Below are 22,634 nucleotides of genomic sequence, written 5' to 3' on the forward strand. Positions count from 1 at the left end.
GCCGAAGGCGGGGGCCAGATCCTGCTGACCACCGATGGCTGCCTGGAATGCGGTACCTGCCGCGTGATCTGCACCGAACATCGCAACGTGGCCTGGGAATATCCACGTGGCGGCTATGGCATCCTGTTCAAGTTCGGTTGATGGCCACCATGGCGAAGGGCCGCATCGCCAGGACAGCTGCGCCCTTCCCGTGCGCTCAAGAATCAAGGGGCTGCCTCACATCTATAACAAGGCCACCGACTTGATCTGCGCCCATACCGGCTGACCCGGCAACAGCGCGAGTTGATCGCAGGAACGCCGCGTGATGCGCGCCAGCAGTTGCTCGCCGCCCGCATCCAGCACGGCCAGCACATGGGCTGGATGCTGCGCTGGCGCTAGTTTCAGTACCGTGGCCGACAGCCGATTGAGGATGCTGCTGTCCTGGCTGGGACTCAAGGCCAGGCTGACGTCGCGTGCGTGGATCTGTAGCCGCACCGACTGACCTATCTGCAATTCCCGGCGCGGCACGAAGATCTCGCCACCGGTCAACACTAGCCGGGTCAGGTGATAGGTCTCGTCATGGGCAGCCACCTTGGCCTCGATCACCGCCCCGGCATCCTCGGCATGGGCCAGGGGCAGATCCAGTCGCGACAACAGCGTGGTCAGAGGACCACTGGCCAGGCAGCGGCCTTGCCGCATCAATACCAGCGTATCGGCCAGACGCGCGATCTCCTCGGGATGGTGGCTGATGTAGAGGATGGGAATGGCCAGCTCGCCCCTCAGGCGTTCCAGGTAAGGCAGGATGTCGCGCTTGCGGTCGTTGTCCAGCGCGGCCATCGGTTCGTCCATGAGCAACAGCCGCGGTGCCGTAAACAGGGCGCGCGCGATGGCTACGCGCTGGCGCTCCCCACCTGACAGGGCCGACGGCATGGCCTGCAGCAATGAACCGATGCCGAGCAGGTCGATGATATTCTCGCGCGACGTGGCGCCGACGGCGGCTCTGCTGCGGCGCGCACCATAATCCAGATTGCGGCTCACCGACAGATGCGGCAACAGGCTGACCTCCTGGAACACATACCCCAGTGCACGCCGATGGGTCGGCAAAAAATACTGGCGCTGCGAGTCTTGCCAGACCTCGCCGTTGACCTCCAGATAGCCCCTGCTCGGACGCAGCAGGCCGGCCATGCAGCGCAGGAAGGTGGTCTTGCCGCAGCCAGACGGGCCGCTCAAGGCGCTTACCCCCTGCCCCGGCAATTTGAGATCCAGGTCAAGCTGGAACTCGCCCGCGCCACCATAGCCATAGGCCATCTTCGCGATGATCTCGGGTGGCGCGATGCTGGGCTCAACCGTGGCTGGCTTCATGTCCTCCTCCTGGTGACATCGCAGGATTGCGCCTTAGCTTCCTGCGGGGCGCGACCACTCCTGCCGGCGTTGAGCCTGGTCTTGCCGGCGCACCCCAGACGCATCATCACCAATAGCACAAGGAATGAAAACACCAGCATCGCGCCCGCCAGGCGGTGCGCCTGGGTGTATTCGAGGGCTTCCACGTGGTTATATATCTGCATCGACAAGACTCGTGTCTTGCCGGGGATATTGCCGCCGATCATCAGCACCACGCCGAATTCGCCCACGGTATGGGCAAAACCGAGCACCGCCGCCGTCAGAAAGCCAGGCCCGGCCAAGGGCACGGCCACGGTAAAAAAGGCATCCAGTGGCGAGGCGCGCAAGGTGGCGGCTACTTCCATGGGCCGTTCGCCAATGGCTTCGAAGGCGTTCTGCAAGGGCTGGACTACGAAGGGCATCGAATACAACAGCGAGGCCAGCACCAGTCCGCCAAAACTGAAGGGCAGCAAGCCCAGCCCCAACGCCTGGGTCAGTTGGCCCCCCGGCCCTTGCGGTCCCATGAGCACCAACAGGTAGAAGCCCAGCACGGCCGGCGGCAATACCAACGGTAAGGCTACCACTGCGGCCACCCCATGGCGCCAGCCCGAGCGCGTGCGCGCCAGCCACCAGGACAGTGGCGTGCCCACCACCAGCAGCAGCACCGTGACGGTGCTGGCCAGGCTCAGCGTCAGGCGCACCGCGCTCCAGTCTTCGGCGGTCAACCACATGGCCTGCCTAGCGATCGAGCTCGTAGCCGTAGGCACGAATGACCTGCCGCACCGGCTCGCTCTTGAGGTAAGTCATCAGCGCCAGCGCGGCCGGATGGTCACGGCCTGGTTCCAGCAGGACCGCATCCTGCAGGATCGGCGCATACAGCTCGGCCGGCACGATCCAGGCCGAGCCGTCGGTGATCTGTCCGTTCCTGGTCACTTGCGACAAGGCTACGAATCCGAGCAAGGCATTGCCGCTGGCGATGAACTGGTAGGCCTGGTTGATGTTTTCTGCCTGCACAATCTTGGGCCGCAAGATCTCTTCAAGCCCCAGCTTCTGCATTGTCTGCACACCCGCCAGGCCATATGGCGCCAGCCTGGGATTGGCCAGCGACAGATGCTCGAAAAAGCCCTTCTTCAGGATCTCGCCCTGCGCGTCCACCACGCCCGGTTTGGCACTCCAGAGCACCAGCTTGCCGCGTGCGTAAGTGAAGCGGCTGCCGGCCACGGCGATATTCTGCTTTTCCAGCAAGGCCGGGGTGTTGGCATCGGCCGCCAGCAAGATCTCGAATGGAGCGCCATTGTTGATCTGCGCATAGAACTGGCCTGTGGAGCCGAACGCCGCTATCACCTTGTGACCGGTGGCCTGCTCGAACGCGGCGGCAATCTGCTTGAACGGCTGGGTGAAATTGGCCGCCACAGCCACATGGACTTCCTCGGCACGAACACCTGGCATCAGCAGCCATAGCCAGGTACAGGCCAGTATCAACTTGCGCGACATGGACTTGTTCCTTGAAAAAGAGGGCGAATGAAGACACCAACGTCAGCTCAGTTCAAGCCAAGCAATGGAGTGGCATCTTCCGGACCGAAGCACTTGAGGTAATCGGAGCAATTGCCGCAGCTGGGCGCCTGGCACAGCACCAGCCCTTCGCGTTCGCACAATTGCCGATAGAAGAACTTCTTCCACTTCATGTCGCTGACGTTGCGCTCGGCCAGGACGGAAAAGTAATGACTGATCAGCCGCGACAAGGCCATCCGGTTGGGCAAGCCCATGTCTTGCCAGAGATGGTTGGAACCCATGCAGGCGGTCGCAATGGCGTGGGCCAGCCAGGTACTTTCCTGGTCGTGGTAGGTGCGGCAATCCATCAGCATGGCCAGCAGGTCATCGAATTCGTCGATCGGCGGCGGTGCACAGGACCGGCCGCCGCCCGCACTGCGAGAGTCATACAGGGGCGCCGTCAACTCCGGGAAATAGCGCTCACGCAAGGCCGTCAGGGCCTCGGCGTCGAGTGCAGCGATGGGTACGTCATAGGGGGCCGGACGATGATCGGCCAGTGCGATCAGACCGGCAAAGGCCAGTGTCACCACATGGTCCGGGTCGCGCGCTGCCTCCATCAATTCCACATAACCTGCCTGGCAGTAGCTCATTTTGGGGCCTCCTGGGTCGGTGTCAGAGAACGAAAAAAGCGTCAAAGGGAGTGGACGATCAGACCTGCGCGCTCCCATGGGTGTAGCAATTCTTGGGACAGATCCGTGAGCAAGCCTCGCAACCGATGCAATTGTCACGGTTGGCGATGGTCATGATCTTTCTTTCGTACTCCTCATCCTCGTCATCATCAGGATCGACCGCGACGCGCCGTCCCTCGTCATTGATCCCGACCAGGGCCAGCACGTCGCGTCCGCATACCTTGAAGCAACGGCCGCAGCCGATGCATTTGTCTTCATTGATCTGGCCGACGAACTGGGGCGTCCAGTCGGCTCCGCCGGGAAGCTTGACCGTGAATGTCGTCATGGCTGCCTTTCCTTCTCATCCTCAAGTGCGCGCCGTGCCTGAGCCAGCGCGGCATGGGCGTCATAGGCCTTTTGCGCGACCTCAAGGATCTTTTCCCAGCCGGTCGGCAGATCTTCGGACAGATCATGCAGATCCATCTTCAAGGCCGTGGCCTGCTGGTTGAGCTTCTTGACTTGCGCCTTGAGCGCTTCCCTGTCCTGCATGTCCGTTCTCCTTGTGGCCGATGCCCTCAGCCGTAATTGACCACTTCAGGGAACTGCCGCACCATCCCGACGCCGGCTGCCACGATCTTGTCGCCCTCCTCGGCCAGCTTTTCCACGCTCTCGAAACCGAAGCGATGCACATCCCGCAAGTGCTTGTTGACCACCACCAGGCGCCCGGCCATGAGCACCATGCGTCCGAAGCCCTCATGCGACATCTTCATCATCGGCGTGGCGATGCTGCCGGTCTGGCGCTCGATCGCCAGTCCCACGGCGTTGTAGAACAGTTCAAGGCGCCACAGGGTTTCAGGATCGGGGTCGCCGATGATGGGAATCTCGCGACGCTGCTCGCGCGTAATGATGTAGGGCGCCAGCAGGTCCGCGTTGCTCTTGCCGTCCCAGGCGCCATGGGTATCCTGCGCGCGCCATTGCTTGATGAGCTCCTGCACGAACAGGCTGTCGATGGCGGCCGGAGCCTCTTGAGTGGCGATGGCAGTCATGATTCACACTTCCTCTTCAAAGTTGATGTCGCGTTCCTGGCCCTTTTGCATGGCCTTGCGCAGCCACGGCGCCGGTGTGCCCTTGAGCACTTCCTGCAGCTTGTCGAGGATGTCCAGGATAGGTTCGGCCTGCGCCACCTTGACCGGGTGGATACGGTTGGCCACCACCCGCGCCGCGCCCGAGCCGCCGATGGCGGCGACATACAGGATGGCGCAATCCTTGATGGCCTCGATCTTGGGGGCCAGCTTGTCCTCGTCGCCATCCTCCTTGAGATCGCCGTCGAAGCTGTGCGCCTGTACGAAACTGTAGCCATTGGGCCAGACCTCGAACACCGCCAGGTTCTTGGCCCAGCCGAAATGCGCATCCACGCGCTGCAGATCCTGGGTTGCAAATGCCACTTTCATGAGCTTTCTCCTTGAACGGACGTGGCCAGCGCCAGGGCATCGCGCGTGCTCTGCGGCAGCTGCCAGTCATCCGGGGTATGTGCATGGCCTTGGGCCAGCAACAGGTTGCCGATCTCGAAAATCAATCCACGTGTGCCGCGATAGCCGACCGAAAGACAGTGCCCGGCCCCCAGACGGTCGAACATGGGCAAGCCGGCGCGATGGAAGGGAATATGCAGGCGCTCGGCCGCCTGGCGTCCGTGCGAATGCGTCACCAGCAGACCGGCGCTGATGCGGCGCGCACCCTGCTCCAGATCCTCCAGGTCACCGATCACGACCTTTGCTGTCGGCACGCCTTCAAGCATCGGCGAGGTCGTGGTGGTCACGGCGCAGCCAATCTCGCAGCCCATTTCGGTCAGCCATGCCGAGAGTGCCAGCAACAGATCCGGCTCGGCACCGATGGCGACCTTGACCCCGCCGAAGAAGAAATGGCCATCCAGCATGGCATCCTGCAACTGGCTGCGCTGACGCCGATAGCGCTCCGGAATCGGCCGGCCTGACACGTATTCCAGATAGGCCAGGAAACGGTCATTGGCCTGCAGGCCGGTGAGCCGGTCGAATACCACATAAGGCACCCCGCTCAACTCCTCTACTGCCTGGGCACTGGCGCGCATCTGTTCGCCAATGGCGATGCTGACGATGGAAGCACCCAGCGCACGCATGTCGGCCAGTGTGGTGCCGCCCATCGAGGTCGGGCTGAAATTGTCGGGGAGATGGCCATCCAGCGAGCCCGACACATCCGGCAATACGATCGGTTCGAGTCCGAAGGATTGCACGATGTCGCGCAATTCCTCGATATCGGCCGGTGTCAGATGGCACCCCGCCAGCAGATTGACCTGGTTGGTGCGCCTCTGCATGCCCGGCTGCGGTTCACCGAGCGCCCGGATCAATGCTTCCACGGCCCCGGCCCAGCCATCCTGGAACGCGCCTGTATAGTCGGGCGTGGAAACATAGGTCAGCGCGGTATCAGCGAGGTCGGGATGCTTCTGGCGGATCAGTTTGAGATAGGCATTGACGTCATCGCCCTTGGTTTCGGTCAGCCCGGTGGAACAGATGGCGATCAGGTCCGGCTTGGCGCGCAGGCGGATGTTCAAGACCGCCTTTTCGATGTTCTCCATGCCGCCCAGGATGCTTGATACCTCGTTCATGGCGGTCGTCTGCAAGGGAATCGCTTCGCGGAAATGTCGCACCAGCAACACCAGCCCGAACGAGGTGCAGCCCTGGGAACCATGCATGACCGGCATACAGCGGTTCATGCCCAGGAAGGCATAGGCCGCACCCAGCGGCTGGCTCATCTTGAGCGGGTTGACGGCTGCGGCCTTGGAGGAAGTCTCGACGGTGGCCATGTCCTTACTCCCAGGGTGCTGGTGCGCGCACCTGCTCCCACACCGGGTTGTACAGGGCGCGGTCGATTTCCGAGACCAGCGTGATCATGCCCTCATAGCCGGCATAGGCATGACGGCGCTCCTGGTTGATGTCCAGCCAGGGCATCTTGGCCTTGAGCGCGATGAATTGCGAACGTCCGCCCGAGAGCATGATGTCGGCGCGGGCCTCTTTCAACATGGCATACATCTCGCGCGGTGTCATGTCGTCGATCATGTGGGCTTCATCCCCCATGATTTCCTTGATGCGCTCCTTGTCCTCGCGGGTCGATTTCTTCACGCTGGTGCCGACGATTTCGATGCCGACCTCCTGCAAGGCGGCCACCACTGACCAAGACTTGACACCGCCGGTAATCAACAGCACACGCTTGCCCGCCAGGCGCTTCTTGTAATGCGCCAGACGACTCCAGGCGCGCGCCTCTTCCACCACTATCAAGGCTTCGGTGCGGTCGGCCAACTCGGCCGGTGCGCCCTGCTGCACCAGCAGGCGCGCGATCTGGCGCAACGAATCGGAGACATCGCTGATGCCATAGAAAGATCCTTCAAAGAAAGGAATGCCGTAACGCTCCTCCATCTTGCGCGCCACGTTGATCATGGCCTTGGAACACACCATCATCGATGCCCGGGCCCGGTGCGCAGAGGCAATCTCGCGATAGCGCCCGTCGCCGCTGATGCAGGAAAGTACCCGGACGCCCATGGCATCGAGCAAGGGCGTGATCTGCCACAACTCTCCTGACAGGTTGTATTCGCCGATGATGTTGATGTCGTAGGGCGTGGTGAATTCAGGTTCCACCGTCCCGATCACGTAATCGAGCAAGGCTTCCCCGGCCAGCTTGTTGCCCAGGTTCTTGACACCGGCAAAGCCAGGCGAATTGACCGGAATCACCGGCTTGCCGAACTTGGCGCTGGCGGCCTTGCAGACGGCCTCGATGTCGTCGCCCGTCAGCGCAGTGACGCAGGTCTGGTAGACGAATACCGCCGGCGGGTCATATTTTTCGATGATTTCCTTGACCGCCTTGTAGAGCCGCTTTTCGCCACCGTAGATGACGTCGATCTCATTGATGTCGGTAGTAAAACCGGTGCGATAAGTCTGGACACCGGACGAAGCCGCGTGGCGGTTATCCCAGGAATTGCCTTCGCAGGCGATCGGACCATGCACCAGGTGGGCTACGTCCACGATGGGCTGCAAGGCGATCTTGGCGCCGTCGAAGGCGCAGCCGCCGGCTGCGGCGCCCGGCGCCAGCTGCTTGCTGCAGCCGGCCTTGCGTTGCTTCTCCGTCTTGGCCTGGTTCTTGTCACAGGCCGGTTCTTCGAAGACTTCCTGGATCTTCAACTTCAAGGCCGTCATGATCGCTCTCCATGCTTACCTGGGTTGCTGCCGGGGATACTACGCATCCAGTGACGCATCCCGCCAGGCAAGCCTTCTGCCTGACGGGACGAGCGCCGTGCTCAGCGGATGATGTCGTAGGAATAATCGGTCTCGCCGGCCACCGCCGTATTGGCATCCAGAGCTTCGAAGTATTCGTCGAGGATCATCACCAGCACGCGCATCGCGCCGGCGTAACCCCAGATGGGGAAGCGATGGTAGTGATGGCGGTCGAAGACCGGGAACACCAGACGGATCAGCGGCACGCCGCAGTCGCGCTCGAGGTACTTGCCGTAGGTATTGCCGATCAGGAAGTCCACCGGCTCCGTGAACAGCAGTGAGCGCAGGTGCCACAAGTCACGCTTGGGATAGACCTTGCAGTCCTTGCCGAAGGGAGAGGCATCCAGCAGCGCCTGCACCTTGGCCGCCCATTCGGCGTCGCCGTTGGTGGACAGGATGTGGGTCGGCTCGCAGCCCAGCTCCAGCAGGAATTGGGTCATGCCGATCATCATGTCGGGGTCGCCGTACAAGGCAAACTTCTTGCCATGCAAGTGCGCCTGCGAATCGGCGATGGCGTCCACCAGGCGGCCACGTTCCAACTCCAGTTCAGCCGGGATGGGCTGGCCGCTCAGGCGCGACAGTTCCATCAGGAAGCGGTCGGTGCCAGCCACGCCCATCGGGTGGTTGAGGGTGACCACCTCCTGGCCCTTCTCGGCGATGTACTTGGCGGTCTTGAGCGTGCTGAACTCCTGGAACACCACGGTGGCCTTGGCGTGGAGGGCCTCGATCACTTCCTGCTTGGTGGTGCCGCCGCTGTACATGCGGAACTGGCCATCGGTCGGGGTGTTCCAGACCTCCGAGGGATCGCACACGATGGTGCCGTCCACACCCATCAGCTTGAAGATACGCTTGACCTCAGGCAGGTTGCCGACCACGAAGCCATCAAAACCGCCGATGAAATTGATACGCTCGTTGGGCTGTCTTTCCAGCGCGGGCACGGTACCGGCCTTGCCATCCCAGAAGTGCGTCAGGATGCCCTTCAAAGCATTGTCGTAGCCGGTCACGTGGCTGCCGACGAAGGCCGGGGTGTGAGCGAACGGCACGTCATATTCTGCCGGCACGCTGCCCTTGTCCTTGGCATTTTTGATGAAGGAGTCGAGGTCATCACCGATTACCTCGGCCATGCAGGTGGTGGAGACGGCGATCATCTCCGGCTTGTACAGGCTCAGGGCGTTGGCCAGGCCGTCGATCATGTTGTTGAGGCCACCGAAGACGGCGGCGTCTTCGGTCATCGACGACGATACGCAGGAGGTCGGCTCCTTGAAGTGACGCGAGAAGTGTGAGCGGTAATACGCCACGCAGCCCTGCGATCCGTGCACGAACGGCAGCGTGTTCTGGAAGCCGACGGCGGCATACACCGCTCCCAGCGGCTGGCAGGCCTTCGCCGGATTGATGGTCAGCGCCTCGCGGGCGAAATTCTTTTGCTGGTATTCCTTGGTCTTGGTCCATTCGGCCACGTCCTGCACCTTGTCCAGCGGAACGGCGAACTCGAACTCTTCTTTCTTGCGGGCGAGCAGTTCGCGGTATTCCGGCTGGCGGAACAGATTCTCGTGGTCCAGAACGCTATCGGCGTTTTGCGGCATGATGATACCCCTTCAATTCAACTGATCAAATGATCCAGGCTCGGGTCGGATGGACGATGAGCGATGGATGCAGTCCTGCGCCCATCCATCCCGAATCGATTCAGCTCAGGCCTTCCACGGTGCCTTGGCCATGCCCCACACCGGGCTGTTGATGGCCATGTCCATGTCGCGGGCAAAGATGGCGAAGCCGTCATAGCCGTGATACGGGCCCGAGTAATCCCAGGAGTGCATCTGGCGGAACGGCACACCCATCTTCTGGAAGACGTATTTCTCCTTGATCCCGGAGCCGACCAGATCGGGCTCGATCTTTTCGACGAACTTCTCGAATTCATAGCTGGTCACGTCGTCGTAGATCAGCGTGCCGTCCTCCACGTAGTGGGTGGTGCGCTGGTAGTCGTCGTTGTGCCCGAATTCATATCCGGTACCAACCACCTTCATGCCCAGGTCACCATAGGCATCGATCACGTGTCGCGGGCGCAGGCCACCGACGAACAGCATCACGGTCTTGCCTTCCAGGCGCGGACGGTACTTGGCGATCACGGCATCGGTGAGGGCCTTGTACTTGGCGATAACGCGCTCGGCACCTTCCTTGATCTTGTCGTCGAAGTGGCTGGCAATCTGGCGCAGTGACGCCTCGATCTGGCTAGGGCCGAAGAAGTTGTACTCGACCCAGGGAATGCCGAACTTCTCTTCCATATGGCGCGAGATGTAGTTCATCGAGCGATAGCAGTGCAGCACGTTGAGCTTGGCCTTGGGGGTGTTTTCCATTTCGGCCAGGGTGCCGTCGCCCGACCACTGGGCGATCACGCGCAGGCCGATCTCTTCCAGCAGGATGCGTGAGGACCAGGCATCGCCGCCGATGTTGTAGTCGCCGATGATGGCCACGTCATACGGGGTCGCCACGAACTGGTTCTTGTCCGGGTCCATCTTGTCGAGCACCCATTCCTTGATGGCGTCGTTGGCAACGTGGTGTCCCAGCGACTGCGACACGCCGCGGAAGCCTTCGCAGCGCACCGGCACGATGGTATGGCCGTCGTATTGCTTGGACTTCTTCTTTGAGACCGCTTCGATGTCGTCACCGATGAGGCCGATCGGGCATTCGGATTGCACCGAAATACCCTTGTTGAGCGGGAACAGTTCCTGGATCTCGTCGACGATCTTCTCCAGCTTCTTGTCGCCGCCGAAGACAATGTCCTTTTCCTGGAAATCGGAAGTGAACTGCATGGTCACGAAACTGTCGATGCCGGTCTTGCCGATGTAATAGTTGCGACGCGAGCCCCAGGAGTACTGGCCACAGCCGACCGGACCATGGCTGATGTGGATCATGTCCTTGATCGGTCCCCAGACCACGCCCTTGGAACCGGCATAGGCGCAACCGCGAATGGTCATCACGCCGGGGATCGACTTGATGTTGGATTTGACGTTGCAATCCGACTTACCCTCTTCCTGGGTAGTCAGGTGCTTGGCGCGACGCTTGGCGGTCTTGTCCGGATAGGCCTTGAGGACCTCATTGATCAATTCCGTATTGCGTGCCGTGGTTTCTTCAACTGTGAGGCTCATGGGCCCTCCGATAAAATTAGTCGCGGGGGACATACCCGGTCGTATGCCAGTCCGGTAAACAAACCTGCGCTACCCTTCTTCTTGCGGTCCCGGCGGCCTTCGCTTCGGAAAGCAGAGGCTAAAAGCAGCCAGGACCTTGCAGCATCAACAGCAGGCAGAAGACGATGCTCAGGCCGCCACTTCGGCCGACTTGCCCACCATCGATTCATCAACGACAGGCATCAGGCCATGCTGCATCAGCAGGTCTTCCAGCTCGTCCATGGTGATCGGAGTGGGGATGGTGCCGTTACCGGCGTTTTCGTGGATCTTGTTGGCCAGGGTGCGGTATTCGCCAGCCTGCTTGGAATCGGGTGCGTATTCCAGCACGGTCATGCGGCGCAGCTCGGCGTGTTGCACGATGTTGTCGCGCGGCACGAAGTGGATCAGTTTGCTGTTGAGCTTGGCAGCCAGGGCGGTGGCCAGTTCCAGTTCCTTGTCGGTCTTGCGCTCGTTGCAGATCAGGCCGCCCAGGCGCACACCGCCGGAGTTGGCGTACTTCAGGATGCCCTTGGAGATGTTGTTGGCGGCGTACATGGCCATCATCTCGCCGGACATCACGATGTAGATTTCCTGCGCCTTGTTTTCGCGGATCGGCATGGCAAAGCCACCGCACACCACGTCGCCCAGCACGTCGTAGGACACGTAATCGGTGTCATCATAGGCACCCTCTTCTTCGAGGAAGTTGATCGAGGTGATCACACCGCGGCCAGCGCAGCCCACGCCCGGTTCCGGGCCGCCGGATTCGACGCAACGGATGTTCTGGTAGCCGATCTTCATGACGTCTTCCAGCTCCAGATCCTCCACCGAACCGGCGTCGGCGGCCAGCGACAGGATGGTGTCCTGGGCCTTGGCGTGCAGGATCAGTCGGGTCGAGTCAGCCTTGGGATCGCAGCCGACGATGAGGATGCGCTGCCCCATCTGGGCCAGCGCAGCCAGCGTATTTTGCGACGTGGTGGACTTGCCGATGCCGCCTTTGCCATAGAAGGCGATTTGTCTGAGTGAGGCCATTTGATTCTCCTAGAAATAAGCGGTGTAGCTCTGGTGTAAGAAATTAAGATGTCGTTCAAAGCAGTTTTGTCATCACACTTGCAGCCGTTGGGGCGCCGCTTCGAAACTTTTATTGGTCTTCGTCTCAAGTCACGCATTCGGCAAGTCATCGTCGGTGCACACCCCTATTTGCAAATGCCGTGCCACCATCGGAAAATCATCTCAAGTCATTGATTTAATTGACGAAATCAGCATTTTTCACGGCCTCTCGCCCCCCTTCTTTCTGATGTTGCAAACCGCACAAACGGCACCTGGTCTGTAGGGAACGATACAAGCCCGTGCCCCGACACTACCGCGTACCAAACCATCCTGTTGATCCGCTCTGAGCCCGCTGGCCCGCAGCCACGGGCCTTGTCGCGCCCTGCGAAGGCAAGCAGAGGTGGCTCGCTGATAACGGGAACGATGTTTGCTATCGGGATAAATGGCAGGGCAAAAAGACTGTGCCAGGCGGCACGGTCAGCGATCCATTCACGCAAGGAGCAAACCATGCAAATCGGTGTAGACAGCCAGCGCGCGGTCGACAACAAGCGCGTCTTCGTCGTCGACTGTGATGAAGTCAGCGGATTGGCGTTGCAGTTCATGCTCGCCGACGAATGCGAGGCGCATCTGCTGGCGGATGTCGAGAGTGCCTTGCACAAGGGGCGGGACTGGCCGCCCGACCTGCTCTTGCTGGGCCAGGGCAATCTCGCCAAGGAGGGCATAAAGGTGCTGGCCCAGTTGCGCCAGCAACATCCGACCTTGAAGATCATGGTGGTGTGCGACAGCACCGATGACAGCCATGTCCGCCAGGCGCTGGCGCAAGGTGCCAACTCCACCCTGCTGCGGCCGCTCACGCTGGAGTCCGTGCGCCGCAAGGTCGATGCCCAGTTGGGCCGACGCACGCCCCTGGGCCTGGGCATCGCGGTGATGGTGGTGTAAGACCATGTGCGCGACCCGTATCCCATTGAAGCTACCGCATCGGACAGCCCCGATGCCGGGTGCACCGAAGCCTGCGCCGCTGGCCAATCCGCATTATCAGCAGATCGGCGCAGAGCCGGTCGTGCGGCAACTGGTCGACCGTTTCTACGCCCTGATGGACCAGCTGCCGCAGGCGGCCGTAGTACGCGCCATGCATCCGGCCGACCTGGCGCCGGCCAGGCAACGCCTGTTCATGTTCCTCTCCGGTTGGCTAGGCGGCCCGCCGCTGTACGCCGAGGCCTTCGGCCATCCGCGCCTGCGCCACGCGCACGCGGGCTTGGCCATCGATCCTGCCGCACGTGATGCCTGGATGGCCTGCATGAACCAGGCACTACAAGAACTGGTACCCGACGAGGTCTTGCGGCAGCAACTGGGTGCCGCATTTTTCAAGACTGCCGATTTTCTGTGCAACCAATAGGGAAACTTCATGAGCACTCTCGCAAATACCCCCCTGGCCGATCTCGACAATGACGGCCGTCTGCTGAGCCCGGTCTTCAAGGGCCCGACCAAACATAATGGACGCGTCGCCTTCCGTGGCGAAATCGCGCTCAAGTATCAGGCCAGCCTGGCCGACGAAAAGCGGCCCCCGGAAATCAAACTCGACCAGGTGATGACGGTGGCCGACGTGGGCGCCGCCACCATTCCTTTCCTGGCCGGCATGGCGCCTTCGCTGGAACACATCAAGCTGCTGTGCGAAGTCCTGGGGGACAAGCTGACCGCCGATGGCAAATACTTCTTCTTCGCCTGCAACCTGGACATTTCGCTGCGGTTCCAGATTCCTTATGGCGGTGCCACCTTCTACGTGATGCCACTGGACGAATCCACGGTCTATAACGAGTTGCTGGAATTGTTCCGCATTGAGCGTGGCGATCTCAAGAAACTCGATACCGCTGAAAAGATCCTGGCGGTGGCCGACGGCGCCGCACGCTTCAAGGGTAAGTTCGAGGAGATCAGCTTCCAGCGCGGGCTGGAGGTGATGGGGCCGATCAAGATCAAGGAAAACCGCCCCGTTTGACGTCGCAGGGTCGGGCGGCAGCCAGTCGTCAAGAATGCTGCCCCACCCTGCGCAAACGCCCCCTCGACACCAGCGAGCCAACCATGCCCCTTTTCGACTTTCTCTGTACCGCCTGCGACACCCATTTTGAAAAGCTGGTCCGCGCCGGCGACACGCCAGCCTGCCCGGGATGCGGCAGCCATGCAGTGCTCCGGCAGGTATCGGCGCCGCACGCACCGGGCAAGAGCGCAGGCATCCTGCAGCGAGCCCGGGCGCAAGCCGCCCGTGAGGGCCACTTCAGCAATTACCGTCCATCGGAACTGCGCAACAAACTGAAGTGACCCCTCACACCGGCAGCCCCAGTTGCCCGCACAGCAGGGCTGAGAAATCCGCCGTTGCCATGGGGAGCACCTCGATGCCATGTTCCTCCAGGAAGCGCTGTTCATTGCGCGATGGCGTCTCCGTCAGCACCGCCCAATGCCGCGCCGATGAGCGCTTGGTGATCTGGTGCGCAAAACTGCGCTGCAGCTGATCGTTGAAGCGGCAGCCGATGAACAGGAAATGACGGCCCTGCCGCAGTGCCTGCACGTGCGCCGGAATCGGTGTCTGGATGTCGATCTCGGTGAGCACTTCGACGAAATCGGAATCCGACACGAGATAGTTGGCCGCCGGTGCATGCGCACCGATGGGTTGATACAGCAAGGTGTTCCAGCTCGGCGCGATGCTCTCCTGAACCGGCTGGCCGCTACCATCGTAGTACTGGAACCAGGTACCGAAGTGCTCGGACTGCGACAACCCCTGCACCTGTCCCCAGTCATCCCGCCCGCTGGCCAGCATGGCGCTGCGCATGGCATCGTCATACCAGAGCGCGACGATCATTGGAATCTCCGGCATGCCAGCCAGCACCTGCTGTAGCGGCAACGCCGGCACAGTGGCGGAGAATGCCCCCTGCATCAGTTGCACCAGGCTCTTGCGGTGCTTGAAGTTCTCGATGAATTGCGCGGTCGCCGTGAGGCGGTTGCGAATCTTGTGCGGCACCGTGACCTGAGCGGCCAGCAGCGCCGCCAGTTTTTCCTGCGAACCGGGCAACGGGCAATCCGGCACCAGTGTCAGCAAGCCCGGACCCAGGTAAGGAATGAGTTCCCCCTTGGCGAGTGCATCGAACAGGTCTTGCAAGGTGTCCTCAATGGTAGGCATGGCGATGGCTCCTCGGCGCAGGTATGCAGGCAGGTTCAGCGCCCAGAGGCGAAACTGAGCAATTCGAGGGTGACGTCTTCCTCGCCCACGATCACCTGGCAGGCCAGGCGCGACTTGGAACCGACACCTACGATGCTGTCGAGCTTGGCGTTTTCAGCCGGGGTGGTACGCGAGACGCTCTTGCGGCCATCCAGCACGAAGATGTGGCAGGCGCCGCACTCGGCCTTGCCCTGGCACTTGTTGGCAATGGCTTCGCCAGCCTTCATCACGGCGGCCAGCAGTGTGGTGCCGATGCTCACCTCGATGGTCTTGCCGGAGGGTTGGATGGTAACGACGGGCATGGTCAGGACTCCTTTATGGTGGATGAGGTCAATGAAAATGCGAAAAGGCATGCGCCCCGCTCAGTAGATCGCCGCCCCCGCGCCGACATTGCTGGAGGCATCCTTGGCCGCCTGCACGATGAAGTGCACTTCGTCGGTATTGAGGTGCCCGTGCAAGGGCAAGGCAATGCAGCGGTCGGCGATCTTCTCGGTGAGCAACAGATCTCCGCGCTTGCAGCCAAAACGGTTGTAGTAGAACTGCTGGTGCAGCGGCTGGCACCAGGCGGCGGCTTCGACTTCCTGGCTGGCCAGGTCTTCGATGATCTGGTTGCGCATGGTGCGGGTGAAGCGTGTGCCGAGGTGAACCAGGTACAGCATCCAGTACACCTCCTCGACGTCGGGTCCGATATAGGGTGGCTTGATGCCCTCGAAGAATTGCACGTGCGCCAGGTAGTAGGCCTCGACCTGCTTGCGCCGCATCAGGATTTCATCGAGCCGCTCCAGCTGGGCCATGCCGATGGCTGCGCTCAGATCGCTCATCGAGGCTTGCATCGGCACGCGGCTGGCCACGGCGATGGACTGGCGATCGGCCAGGTTGCGGTTGCGCATGTAATGCAATTCACTGGCCAGCTCGGGATCATCGGTCACCAGCATGGCGCCCTCGCCACAGCACAGGGCCGAGGGCTGCGAAAAATCGAAGATGGCAACATCACCGAAGTTGCCTACCACACGGCCCTGGTAACGCGAACCGATGGCTTCGGTGGAATCCTCGATCAGGCGCAGGCCATGCACCTGTGCCAGCTGGCGGAAGTCGGCCCAGGCGGCCGGATGGCCGTTGCAATTGCCCACCACGATGGCGCGCGTGCGCTGGCTGATCTTGTCGGCTACCTTGTGCGGCGCCAGGTTGCCGCTCCAGTAGTCGATATCGGCAAACACCGGGGTGGCACCGACCAGCGTGATTGCGTGGGCGATCTGATACCAGGAGTACGCGGAAGCAATCACCTCATCGCCGGCGCGAATACCCATGGCGCGCAAGGTCAGCATCAGCGCCACCGTGCCGCTGGCGGCGGCTACGCCATAGGTGCGGCCGAGGTAGGAGGCGAATTCGTTTTCAAAGGACTCGACCACGGGGCCGGCGGACAGGCCTGACGACACCAGCACCCGCGTGACGGCTTCCAGCTCGCGGGTGCTGACGTCGGGGTCCGACAATTTGATCCATTCCTGTTCCATGTGATGCACTCCTCCGGGTATTGGCTCAACTCAGGACAAACGGGCAATCACCACGCCGCTGGCCTCATCCGGGCCCTCGACCACACGCCAGCAATGGACATCGGTATCGACCAGGAACAAGGCATAGCTGTGCCCGCGCCAGTAAGGCGTCTCCCCGCGCATGTCTTCCTGGTCGCAACGGCTGCACACCAGGCCCGGCGAGGCGCTGCGCAGGGCCGCCAGGACGTTGACCTGGGCGGCGTCCTGCAGCACCTCCTGAACGGTGGCCAATTGCTGGGTCGACAGGCTCATTGCATCAGCTCCTCATTCGCCCAGGCGGCGTGCATCGATGGTCACCGGCAATACGGTAGCCGCATCCATCAACGGCAACACCAGCTGCCAGCCATTGGCCAGGGTGACGTGGCCGCCCCACATGTCGGGCTTTTCCATGGCAACGATGGGCTCTTCCAGGTCTTTCTTGGCGACATAGGCAGATAGCAAACCTGCCGAGTTCTTGCGGATCATCACTTTCACGTTGCGCTCCTGATGGTTGGGTCCGGTAAGGGTGCCTAGGCCGCTCTTGCCTGCAAGGACTGCACGATCTCCGACAAGGCCGCCAGCACGGCATCAATCTCGTCCTCGCGGGTTTCGCGGGAGAGCGAAAAGCGTATCGTCGCCGCGGCCTGCTCGCTGGACATGCCCATGGCCATCAACACGTGGGAAGGCATGTCGCCGCTGGCCGCGCAGGCCGACCCGCTGGAGGCGCAGATGCCGAGTCGGTCCAGGCGCTGCAGCACCAGCTCCGCGTGGAGCTGGCCGAAACGCACGCTCACCGTATTGGGCAGGCGCACTGCGCCCGCGCCATTGATCTGTACCTGTGGCAGGCATGCCAGGCCGCGCTCGAAGCGCTGACGCAATGCGCTTACCGCCAGCATTCGCGGCAATGCCGCACGCGCCTGGGTCGCAGCCACGCCCAGTCCGGCGATACCCGCCACGTCCTCTGTACCACCTCGCCGGCCGCGTTCCTGGTGGCCGAACAGCAAGGGCGGCCACTTGATCCTCTTGCGCACGTACAGAGCGCCGATCCCTTTGGGCCCATGCAGCTTGTGCGCCGACAAGGACAGCAGATCCACGCCCATGCCCGCCACGTCGCATGGAACACGGCCTACTGCCTGCACCGCGTCGGTATGGAAGAGCACACCGCGCTGTTGCGCCAGTTCAGCCGCCTGGGCAATCGGAAACACCACGCCGGTTTCATTGTTGGCCCACATCAGACTGACCAGGGCGGTATCTGGTGTGATGGCTGCCGCCAGTTCATCGAGCTGCAGCTGGCCATGCTCATCCACCGCGATCCAGCTGATGCGTACGCCCTGCGCCTGCAGATGCCGCAGCAGCAGCAAGGTGGAAGGATGCTCGACCAGGCTGCTGACGATATGGCGCCGCTGCGGCTGCAGGGCCAGCGCGCCCAGAATGGCCATGTGATTGGCTTCGGTGGCGCCACTGGTGAACACCAGTTCGGCCGCCGAGGCAGCGAGCAAGGCCGCCACCTCCGCGCGGGCACTGTTCATGCGCTGGCGGGCAGCGTCACCGATCCGGTGCTTGCTGGAGGGATTGCCCCAGGCTTCATCCTGGCAGGCCTGCATGGCCGCCAGCACTTCCGGGGTGGGCCGGGTGGTGGCGTTGTTGTCGAGATAGATGGTGGTATCCATGGGCACCACCCTCATTGCCAGAACAACCTTGCGGTGTCCCGGTTGATGTAATCCATGAGGACCTGCAGGCTGCGTTCGAGCATGAAGAATTCCCAGCCGCCTTCGGTGTGCTCCTTGCGGAAAAGTTTCCACACCCCAAGTCCGGCGTCATATTCCAGCAGCGCGATATCGACCATACCGCCATCGGCATCGATATTGCGCGAACAACAGGGACTCTGGATAAGGTAACCGCTCGCGGTCATCTCCACGCGCGGCACGACGTACAGGTAGCGTGCACGCTTCTGCAACATGCGTTCGATGCGCCGCAGATCCAGTTCATTGGGTTGCCAGCTGCGGATGCCACCTGCGGTGGGCATGCCATTGGCCTGGGCGATGATCTGGTTCATGCCTGCTCCAGCAAGACGATTTCTTCTTCCAGGCAACCCACCACGCGGTTGCCGGAAAACTCCACCAGATACACCGGGATGGTGGACTCTTCATGCATGCCCACCTGCACCACTTCGCCCGGCGTTCCCTGGTCCACCAGCAAGGCCTCGTCCTCGCAATCCGGGTAGGAGCCATCGTTGAACAGGTCGATGCTGGCTTGCACCCGCTGTCCCCAGACATATCTGGCCACGCGTGGTTCGATCATGTTTCCGCTCCTTGGATTCAGGCTGCCTGCCCGGACGTGACGGGCTGGTCGAGCGATTGCAGCTCGCGCCCTTTCATGCCGACCCGGTAACCGTATTCGACGAATTCGATGCCGTAGATGTAGAACTGCTGCAAGAAGGTGCCGATACTGGTCACATAGCCGATGTCGCCTTTCTTGACCAGGATGTCGCCGATTTCCCGGCCTGCAAAGGTACCGTCGTTGCGGATGGTCTTGGTACTCCGGACCTTCTCGCCATAACTGAATTGCGGCGGCCCGTCCAGTTCGACCCGGCCATCATCACGGTTGATCTTCATGGTCCCAGCTCCTGTTGCTATGTCATCGTGGTTCCGGCCAAGCCGCTGCGCTGGAGTGCCATGGTGCGCACGGCATCGTCTTCATCGTCCGCCAGCAAACCCAGATGCGCTGCGTCGATGCGCTCGGCCACGTGATAGCGCACGCGCCAGTCCGGGTCATGGCACAAGGCCACCAACTGCGCCGGTGCCAGACGCTGCGCCACCACTATACGCACCGCGGCATCTTCATCCTTGGCCATCGCGCCCAACAGCGCCGACCCCACCCTTGCCGCCACTACCCGACGCACCTCGCGGTCTTCATCGTGCAGCATGCGCACCAGCCATTGCGGTTCGATACGCTGCGCCACGATCAGACGCACGCCATAATCGCCATCGCCCATCATCTGGTGCAGTTGCTCCACGTGCAGCCGCCGCGCCACCTGGATACGGACCTCGCGATCCGGATCCTGCCGCAACATCAGCAGCTGGCGCTGCGGCAGGCGCTGCGCCACACTCCAGCGCACCGTGGCATCCGGGTCATCGATCATGCGCGGCAGATAAAACACTTCCACGTGCTTGGCCGCTACCGCTCTCACCTCGAAATAGGGATGAGCAAGGAACTCCTTGGCCAGGGCCGGATTCCATGCAAAGAAGCGGTCGATGCGCCGTGCATAACGATCATGCACACAAGCCTTGGCCAGTTCGCACCGCGTGGAGGAGCGGCCCATCTGCGCGCAATCGGCACACGCCAAGGCCTGTCCCTGCCAATCGGTCGCCGCAAAGGGCTCCGTATCCAATTGCTCAAGCCTTGCGCCGGATGCTGGAAATCGACACTGCAGCCGTGGCCGGCGGCGCAGAGCCATGCGTCCCGCAACTCGCAGCCGGTGCATTCGGGTTGCGAAAGGTCAGCCCGGATTCGCTGAGAGTGTCGGCAAAATCGATGGTCACGCCCTCCAGCAGCAGCCGGCTTTCGGCAGGCAGGAAGACCGCCAGGCCATTGCAGTCGAGGCTGACGTCGCCTGGCGTGGGCTGCGCCTGGACCGAGAACTCCGAACTCAGCCCGGAACAACCGCCCGCACTCACCTTCAGACGGAACCCGGATTGGACCGAACCGCCATTGAAGCGCACCATGCGGCGCATGAATTTCTCGGCAGCGGGCGTGATGGTGATGTTCATCGTTCCTCCTACGCCTGATAACGCGGCTGGGCATTGTCGATGACGCAGGTGCCATCGACCGGGCACACGGCCACGCATTGCGGCTCATCGAAATGTCCCATGCATTCGGTACATTTCTTGGGATCGATCACGAAGATCCCGTTCTTTTCGCGAATCGCCACGTTCGGGCATTCGGGCTCGCAGGCGGAACACCCTGTGCATTGCGAGGCGACGATCTTGTAGGCCATGCTTTTTCTCCTTGCGTGAAACTGATTGGCTGCTTACGCTGCGACGGACGCCGACTGCACGGAGGTATAAGCCCCCTGACGGATATCGGCGTCGCCCCGTGGCCGATGCTCGATCTGTCCGCTGCGTACGCGCTCCAGGTAATCCATGAAGTAGGCGATGACGGATTGCTCGATGAATTCATGGGCATACCGGTCCACCGGCTCGATACCCACCTTTTGCAGATCATCCTTGGGACAGCCGCCGATCTTGGCCACCAGCACCGCATGGCAGTCGTTGATGGCACGGATGACGGTCTCCAGCGCATCCTCCTCGCCATAGCCGCCCTGGCAGTACTGGTCCACGCGCCGGTGTCCGACGAACTTGCTGCCGGCGCTGCTGACTTCATAGATCTGGAATTCGCTGACGTGTCCGAAGTGTTCGTTGACGCGTCCCTGCCCCTTGGTCGCCACCGCCACCAGCAAGGACAGACCGCTCTGGTCTGCCATCTGCGCCAACTCCTGCTGCTCGGCGGCCTTGGCGGCCGATTTCGCTTGACGCTCCTGTTCCACCAGCTCCTGGTAGGCCTTGCGGGTAGCGCCGTCATAGGCCACTTCCATCGCTTCGATCTTCTCGGTGGTGAATTCGGCGCTGCGGTCTTCACCCAGCAGGCCGACCGCATCGGCGCGGCACTGACGGCAGTGGCGCATCATGTTCATCTCGCCTTCACAGGCATCCTGCAAGGCCTTGAGCTCCTGGGCGCTGGGGCCGCGCTGGCCATTCAGGCCAAACACGGTGCCATGCTCGGGTGCCGAAATGAGCGGCATGATGTTATGCAGGAAGGCACCGCGTGACTTGACCGCACGATTGACTTCCACCAGATGCTGGTCATTGATGCCCGGGATCATCACCGAGTTGACCTTGCACAGGATGCCGCGTGCAGTGAGCATCTCCAGTCCCAGCATCTGCCGTTCGTGCAGGATGCGGGCAGCATCGATACCGGTCCAGCGCTTGTTCTGGTAATAGATCCAGGGATAGATGTGCTGCCCGATCTCTGGATCGACCATGTTGATGGTGATGGTGACGTGGTCGACGTTGAAGGCTGCAATGGTGTCGATGTGCTCAGGCAAGGCCAGGCCATTGGTCGACAGGCACAGCTTGATATCGGGCGCGGTCTGCGAGATCAGCTCGAAGGTCTTGAAGGTCTTGGCCGGATTGGCCAGCGGGTCGCCAGGGCCGGCAATGCCCAGCACCGTCATCTGGGGAATGGTCGATGCCACCGCAAAGACCTTCTTGGCCGCCTGCTCGGGCGTGAGCTTTTCGCTGACCACGCCTGGACGCGACTCGTTGGCGCAATCGTATTTCCGATTGCAGTAGTTGCACTGGATGTTGCACGCCGGCGCCACGGCCACGTGCATACGCGCATAGTGGTGATGGGCCTCTTCGCTGTAGCACGGATGGTTCTTGACCTTCTCCCAAACCTCGGGGGCCATGTCGGCGGGACCATCGGATGAACCGCAACTGGCCTTGCCGCCTTCACTGCTGGTGCCACAGCCTTTGTGTTCGGCCACTTTGTCCAGCAAGGTGCCTAGCGATTTGATGTCCTGGATACCGACGTACTGTGTGGGCTGCATGGATAGTCCCTTTCAGGAAAGTGAGGCCTGGGCCTTCTCCTGAGGACATAGCCAAAATCGTGCCAGAGAAAATAATCAATCAATTCAACGACATAGCATTAAAACGCATCGCGCGGCGATGTGAGGATAGCGACAATCGGCGATACATTGTGGGCGGCGCTTGTCATGAACACGACAATGCAGCGCAGGCCGGCGCCTGCAATTGACCGAGCCGCAATGAGTCTGACACTGTGGAGGTGGGAGAAGGACAATGAGAGGACGTGCC

The 22,634-nt window shown here is 61.6% G+C and carries 30 protein-coding genes and 1 pseudogene; 5 read left to right on the top strand and 26 right to left on the bottom strand.

Annotated elements, in window-relative coordinates:
- A pseudogene (locus VE092_RS11585) lies at positions 1-141 on the top strand (ferredoxin family protein); the annotation flags it as partial.
- 81 nt (positions 142-222) lie between these two features.
- Here VE092_RS11585 and modC read toward each other — a convergent pair.
- From modC to nifH, 13 genes are all read right to left on the bottom strand, one after another.
- Positions 223-1,341 (bottom strand): molybdenum ABC transporter ATP-binding protein, encoded by a 1,119-nt coding sequence (modC, locus tag VE092_RS11590; RefSeq protein ID WP_324876851.1) that lies wholly within the window; start codon positions 1,339-1,341, stop codon positions 223-225.
- The gene (modB, locus tag VE092_RS11595) at positions 1,338-2,090 is read right to left on the bottom strand and encodes a molybdate ABC transporter permease subunit (RefSeq protein WP_324876853.1); all 753 of its coding nucleotides are present in this window, start codon (positions 2,088-2,090) and stop codon (positions 1,338-1,340) included. Before modB ends, modC begins: the two co-directional genes overlap by 4 nt.
- A gap of 7 nt (positions 2,091-2,097) precedes the next feature.
- Positions 2,098-2,853 (bottom strand): molybdate ABC transporter substrate-binding protein, encoded by a 756-nt coding sequence (modA, locus tag VE092_RS11600; RefSeq protein ID WP_324876855.1) that lies wholly within the window; start codon positions 2,851-2,853, stop codon positions 2,098-2,100.
- A gap of 47 nt (positions 2,854-2,900) precedes the next feature.
- Positions 2,901-3,500 carry a nitrogen fixation protein NifQ gene (locus VE092_RS11605; protein WP_324876857.1) on the bottom strand — a complete coding sequence of 200 codons (600 nt, stop codon included), beginning with the start codon at positions 3,498-3,500 and terminating at the stop codon, positions 2,901-2,903.
- A 58-nt stretch (positions 3,501-3,558) separates the two neighbouring features.
- Complete coding sequence (fdxB, locus tag VE092_RS11610; protein ID WP_324876859.1) at positions 3,559-3,864, bottom strand: ferredoxin III, nif-specific; 306 nt, start codon at positions 3,862-3,864, stop codon at positions 3,559-3,561.
- Positions 3,861-4,067: a CCE_0567 family metalloprotein gene (locus VE092_RS11615; protein WP_013234814.1), complete on the bottom strand. Its 207-nt coding sequence runs from the start codon at positions 4,065-4,067 to the stop codon at positions 3,861-3,863. Before VE092_RS11615 ends, fdxB begins: the two co-directional genes overlap by 4 nt.
- Positions 4,068-4,093: 26 nt before the next feature.
- A complete protein-coding gene (locus tag VE092_RS11620; protein WP_324876863.1) occupies positions 4,094-4,564 on the bottom strand; it encodes a NifX-associated nitrogen fixation protein in 471 nt (156 codons plus the stop codon).
- 3 nt (positions 4,565-4,567) lie between these two features.
- On the bottom strand, positions 4,568-4,969 hold the full coding sequence (gene nifX, locus VE092_RS11625) for a nitrogen fixation protein NifX (RefSeq protein WP_324876866.1): 402 nt from the start codon (positions 4,967-4,969) through the stop codon (positions 4,568-4,570).
- On the bottom strand, positions 4,966-6,354 hold the full coding sequence (nifN, locus tag VE092_RS11630) for a nitrogenase iron-molybdenum cofactor biosynthesis protein NifN (protein WP_324876868.1): 1,389 nt from the start codon (positions 6,352-6,354) through the stop codon (positions 4,966-4,968). Before nifN ends, nifX begins: the two co-directional genes overlap by 4 nt.
- Positions 6,355-6,358: 4 nt before the next feature.
- Positions 6,359-7,738, bottom strand: a complete 1,380-nt coding sequence (nifE, locus tag VE092_RS11635; RefSeq protein WP_324876870.1) for a nitrogenase iron-molybdenum cofactor biosynthesis protein NifE — start codon at positions 7,736-7,738, stop codon at positions 6,359-6,361.
- 101 nt (positions 7,739-7,839) lie between these two features.
- Positions 7,840-9,399 carry a nitrogenase molybdenum-iron protein subunit beta gene (gene nifK, locus VE092_RS11640; RefSeq protein WP_324876872.1) on the bottom strand — a complete coding sequence of 520 codons (1,560 nt, stop codon included), beginning with the start codon at positions 9,397-9,399 and terminating at the stop codon, positions 7,840-7,842.
- A gap of 105 nt (positions 9,400-9,504) precedes the next feature.
- Positions 9,505-10,959 (bottom strand): nitrogenase molybdenum-iron protein alpha chain, encoded by a 1,455-nt coding sequence (gene nifD, locus VE092_RS11645; protein ID WP_171938389.1) that lies wholly within the window; start codon positions 10,957-10,959, stop codon positions 9,505-9,507.
- A 168-nt stretch (positions 10,960-11,127) separates the two neighbouring features.
- Positions 11,128-12,006: a nitrogenase iron protein gene (nifH, locus tag VE092_RS11650; RefSeq protein WP_013234820.1), complete on the bottom strand. Its 879-nt coding sequence runs from the start codon at positions 12,004-12,006 to the stop codon at positions 11,128-11,130.
- Positions 12,007-12,531: 525 nt separating this feature from the next.
- On the opposite strand from nifH, the gene VE092_RS11655 reads away from it, so the two are divergent.
- From VE092_RS11655 to VE092_RS11670, 4 genes are all read left to right on the top strand, one after another.
- Positions 12,532-12,963, top strand: coding sequence for a response regulator (locus VE092_RS11655; protein ID WP_324876876.1), 432 nt, complete (start codon positions 12,532-12,534; stop codon positions 12,961-12,963).
- A 52-nt stretch (positions 12,964-13,015) separates the two neighbouring features.
- A complete protein-coding gene (locus VE092_RS11660; RefSeq protein WP_324876878.1) occupies positions 13,016-13,420 on the top strand; it encodes a group II truncated hemoglobin in 405 nt (134 codons plus the stop codon).
- Between the two features lie 9 nt (positions 13,421-13,429).
- Positions 13,430-14,017 (top strand): hypothetical protein, encoded by a 588-nt coding sequence (locus VE092_RS11665; protein WP_324876880.1) that lies wholly within the window; start codon positions 13,430-13,432, stop codon positions 14,015-14,017.
- 83 nt (positions 14,018-14,100) lie between these two features.
- Positions 14,101-14,337 (top strand): zinc ribbon domain-containing protein, encoded by a 237-nt coding sequence (locus VE092_RS11670; protein ID WP_324876882.1) that lies wholly within the window; start codon positions 14,101-14,103, stop codon positions 14,335-14,337.
- Positions 14,338-14,341: 4 nt separating this feature from the next.
- On the opposite strand, the gene VE092_RS11675 is transcribed toward VE092_RS11670, so the two are convergent.
- Genes VE092_RS11675 through nifB form a run of 13 tightly spaced genes read right to left on the bottom strand, consistent with a single transcriptional unit; the run spans position 14,342 to position 22,369 of the window.
- Complete coding sequence (locus VE092_RS11675) at positions 14,342-15,193, bottom strand: SIR2 family protein (protein WP_324876884.1); 852 nt, start codon at positions 15,191-15,193, stop codon at positions 14,342-14,344.
- Between the two features lie 35 nt (positions 15,194-15,228).
- On the bottom strand, positions 15,229-15,534 hold the full coding sequence (locus VE092_RS11680; protein ID WP_324876886.1) for a 2Fe-2S iron-sulfur cluster-binding protein: 306 nt from the start codon (positions 15,532-15,534) through the stop codon (positions 15,229-15,231).
- A 60-nt stretch (positions 15,535-15,594) separates the two neighbouring features.
- Positions 15,595-16,743: a DegT/DnrJ/EryC1/StrS family aminotransferase gene (locus VE092_RS11685; RefSeq protein ID WP_324876888.1), complete on the bottom strand. Its 1,149-nt coding sequence runs from the start codon at positions 16,741-16,743 to the stop codon at positions 15,595-15,597.
- A 30-nt stretch (positions 16,744-16,773) separates the two neighbouring features.
- Positions 16,774-17,034 carry an HCV capsid domain containing protein gene (locus VE092_RS11690; protein ID WP_324876890.1) on the bottom strand — a complete coding sequence of 87 codons (261 nt, stop codon included), beginning with the start codon at positions 17,032-17,034 and terminating at the stop codon, positions 16,774-16,776.
- A gap of 12 nt (positions 17,035-17,046) precedes the next feature.
- On the bottom strand, positions 17,047-17,247 hold the full coding sequence (gene nifT / locus VE092_RS11695; RefSeq protein ID WP_414653476.1) for a putative nitrogen fixation protein NifT: 201 nt from the start codon (positions 17,245-17,247) through the stop codon (positions 17,047-17,049).
- A gap of 44 nt (positions 17,248-17,291) precedes the next feature.
- Entirely contained in the window at positions 17,292-18,431 is a 1,140-nt protein-coding gene (locus VE092_RS11700) for a cysteine desulfurase family protein (protein WP_324876894.1), read from the bottom strand.
- An 11-nt stretch (positions 18,432-18,442) separates the two neighbouring features.
- A complete protein-coding gene (locus tag VE092_RS11705) occupies positions 18,443-18,817 on the bottom strand; it encodes a DUF3024 domain-containing protein (RefSeq protein WP_324876896.1) in 375 nt (124 codons plus the stop codon).
- Positions 18,814-19,062 (bottom strand): nitrogen fixation protein NifZ, encoded by a 249-nt coding sequence (locus VE092_RS11710; protein WP_324876898.1) that lies wholly within the window; start codon positions 19,060-19,062, stop codon positions 18,814-18,816. Before VE092_RS11710 ends, VE092_RS11705 begins: the two co-directional genes overlap by 4 nt.
- Positions 19,063-19,079: 17 nt before the next feature.
- Positions 19,080-19,376: a nitrogen fixation protein NifZ gene (locus VE092_RS11715; RefSeq protein ID WP_324876900.1), complete on the bottom strand. Its 297-nt coding sequence runs from the start codon at positions 19,374-19,376 to the stop codon at positions 19,080-19,082.
- Positions 19,377-19,393: 17 nt separating this feature from the next.
- Positions 19,394-20,152 (bottom strand): 4Fe4S-binding leucine-rich repeat protein, encoded by a 759-nt coding sequence (locus VE092_RS11720; protein WP_324876902.1) that lies wholly within the window; start codon positions 20,150-20,152, stop codon positions 19,394-19,396.
- Between the two features lie 4 nt (positions 20,153-20,156).
- Positions 20,157-20,531, bottom strand: coding sequence for a HesB/IscA family protein (locus tag VE092_RS11725; RefSeq protein WP_324876904.1), 375 nt, complete (start codon positions 20,529-20,531; stop codon positions 20,157-20,159).
- Between the two features lie 8 nt (positions 20,532-20,539).
- A complete protein-coding gene (locus tag VE092_RS11730) occupies positions 20,540-20,758 on the bottom strand; it encodes a 4Fe-4S binding protein (protein WP_013234835.1) in 219 nt (72 codons plus the stop codon).
- A 33-nt stretch (positions 20,759-20,791) separates the two neighbouring features.
- A complete protein-coding gene (nifB, locus tag VE092_RS11735; protein WP_324876907.1) occupies positions 20,792-22,369 on the bottom strand; it encodes a nitrogenase cofactor biosynthesis protein NifB in 1,578 nt (525 codons plus the stop codon).
- Between the last annotated feature and the right edge of the window lie 265 nt (positions 22,370-22,634).

The organism is Herbaspirillum sp., from assembly GCF_035644555.1.
Lineage (GTDB): Bacteria > Pseudomonadota > Gammaproteobacteria > Burkholderiales > Burkholderiaceae_D > Herbaspirillum.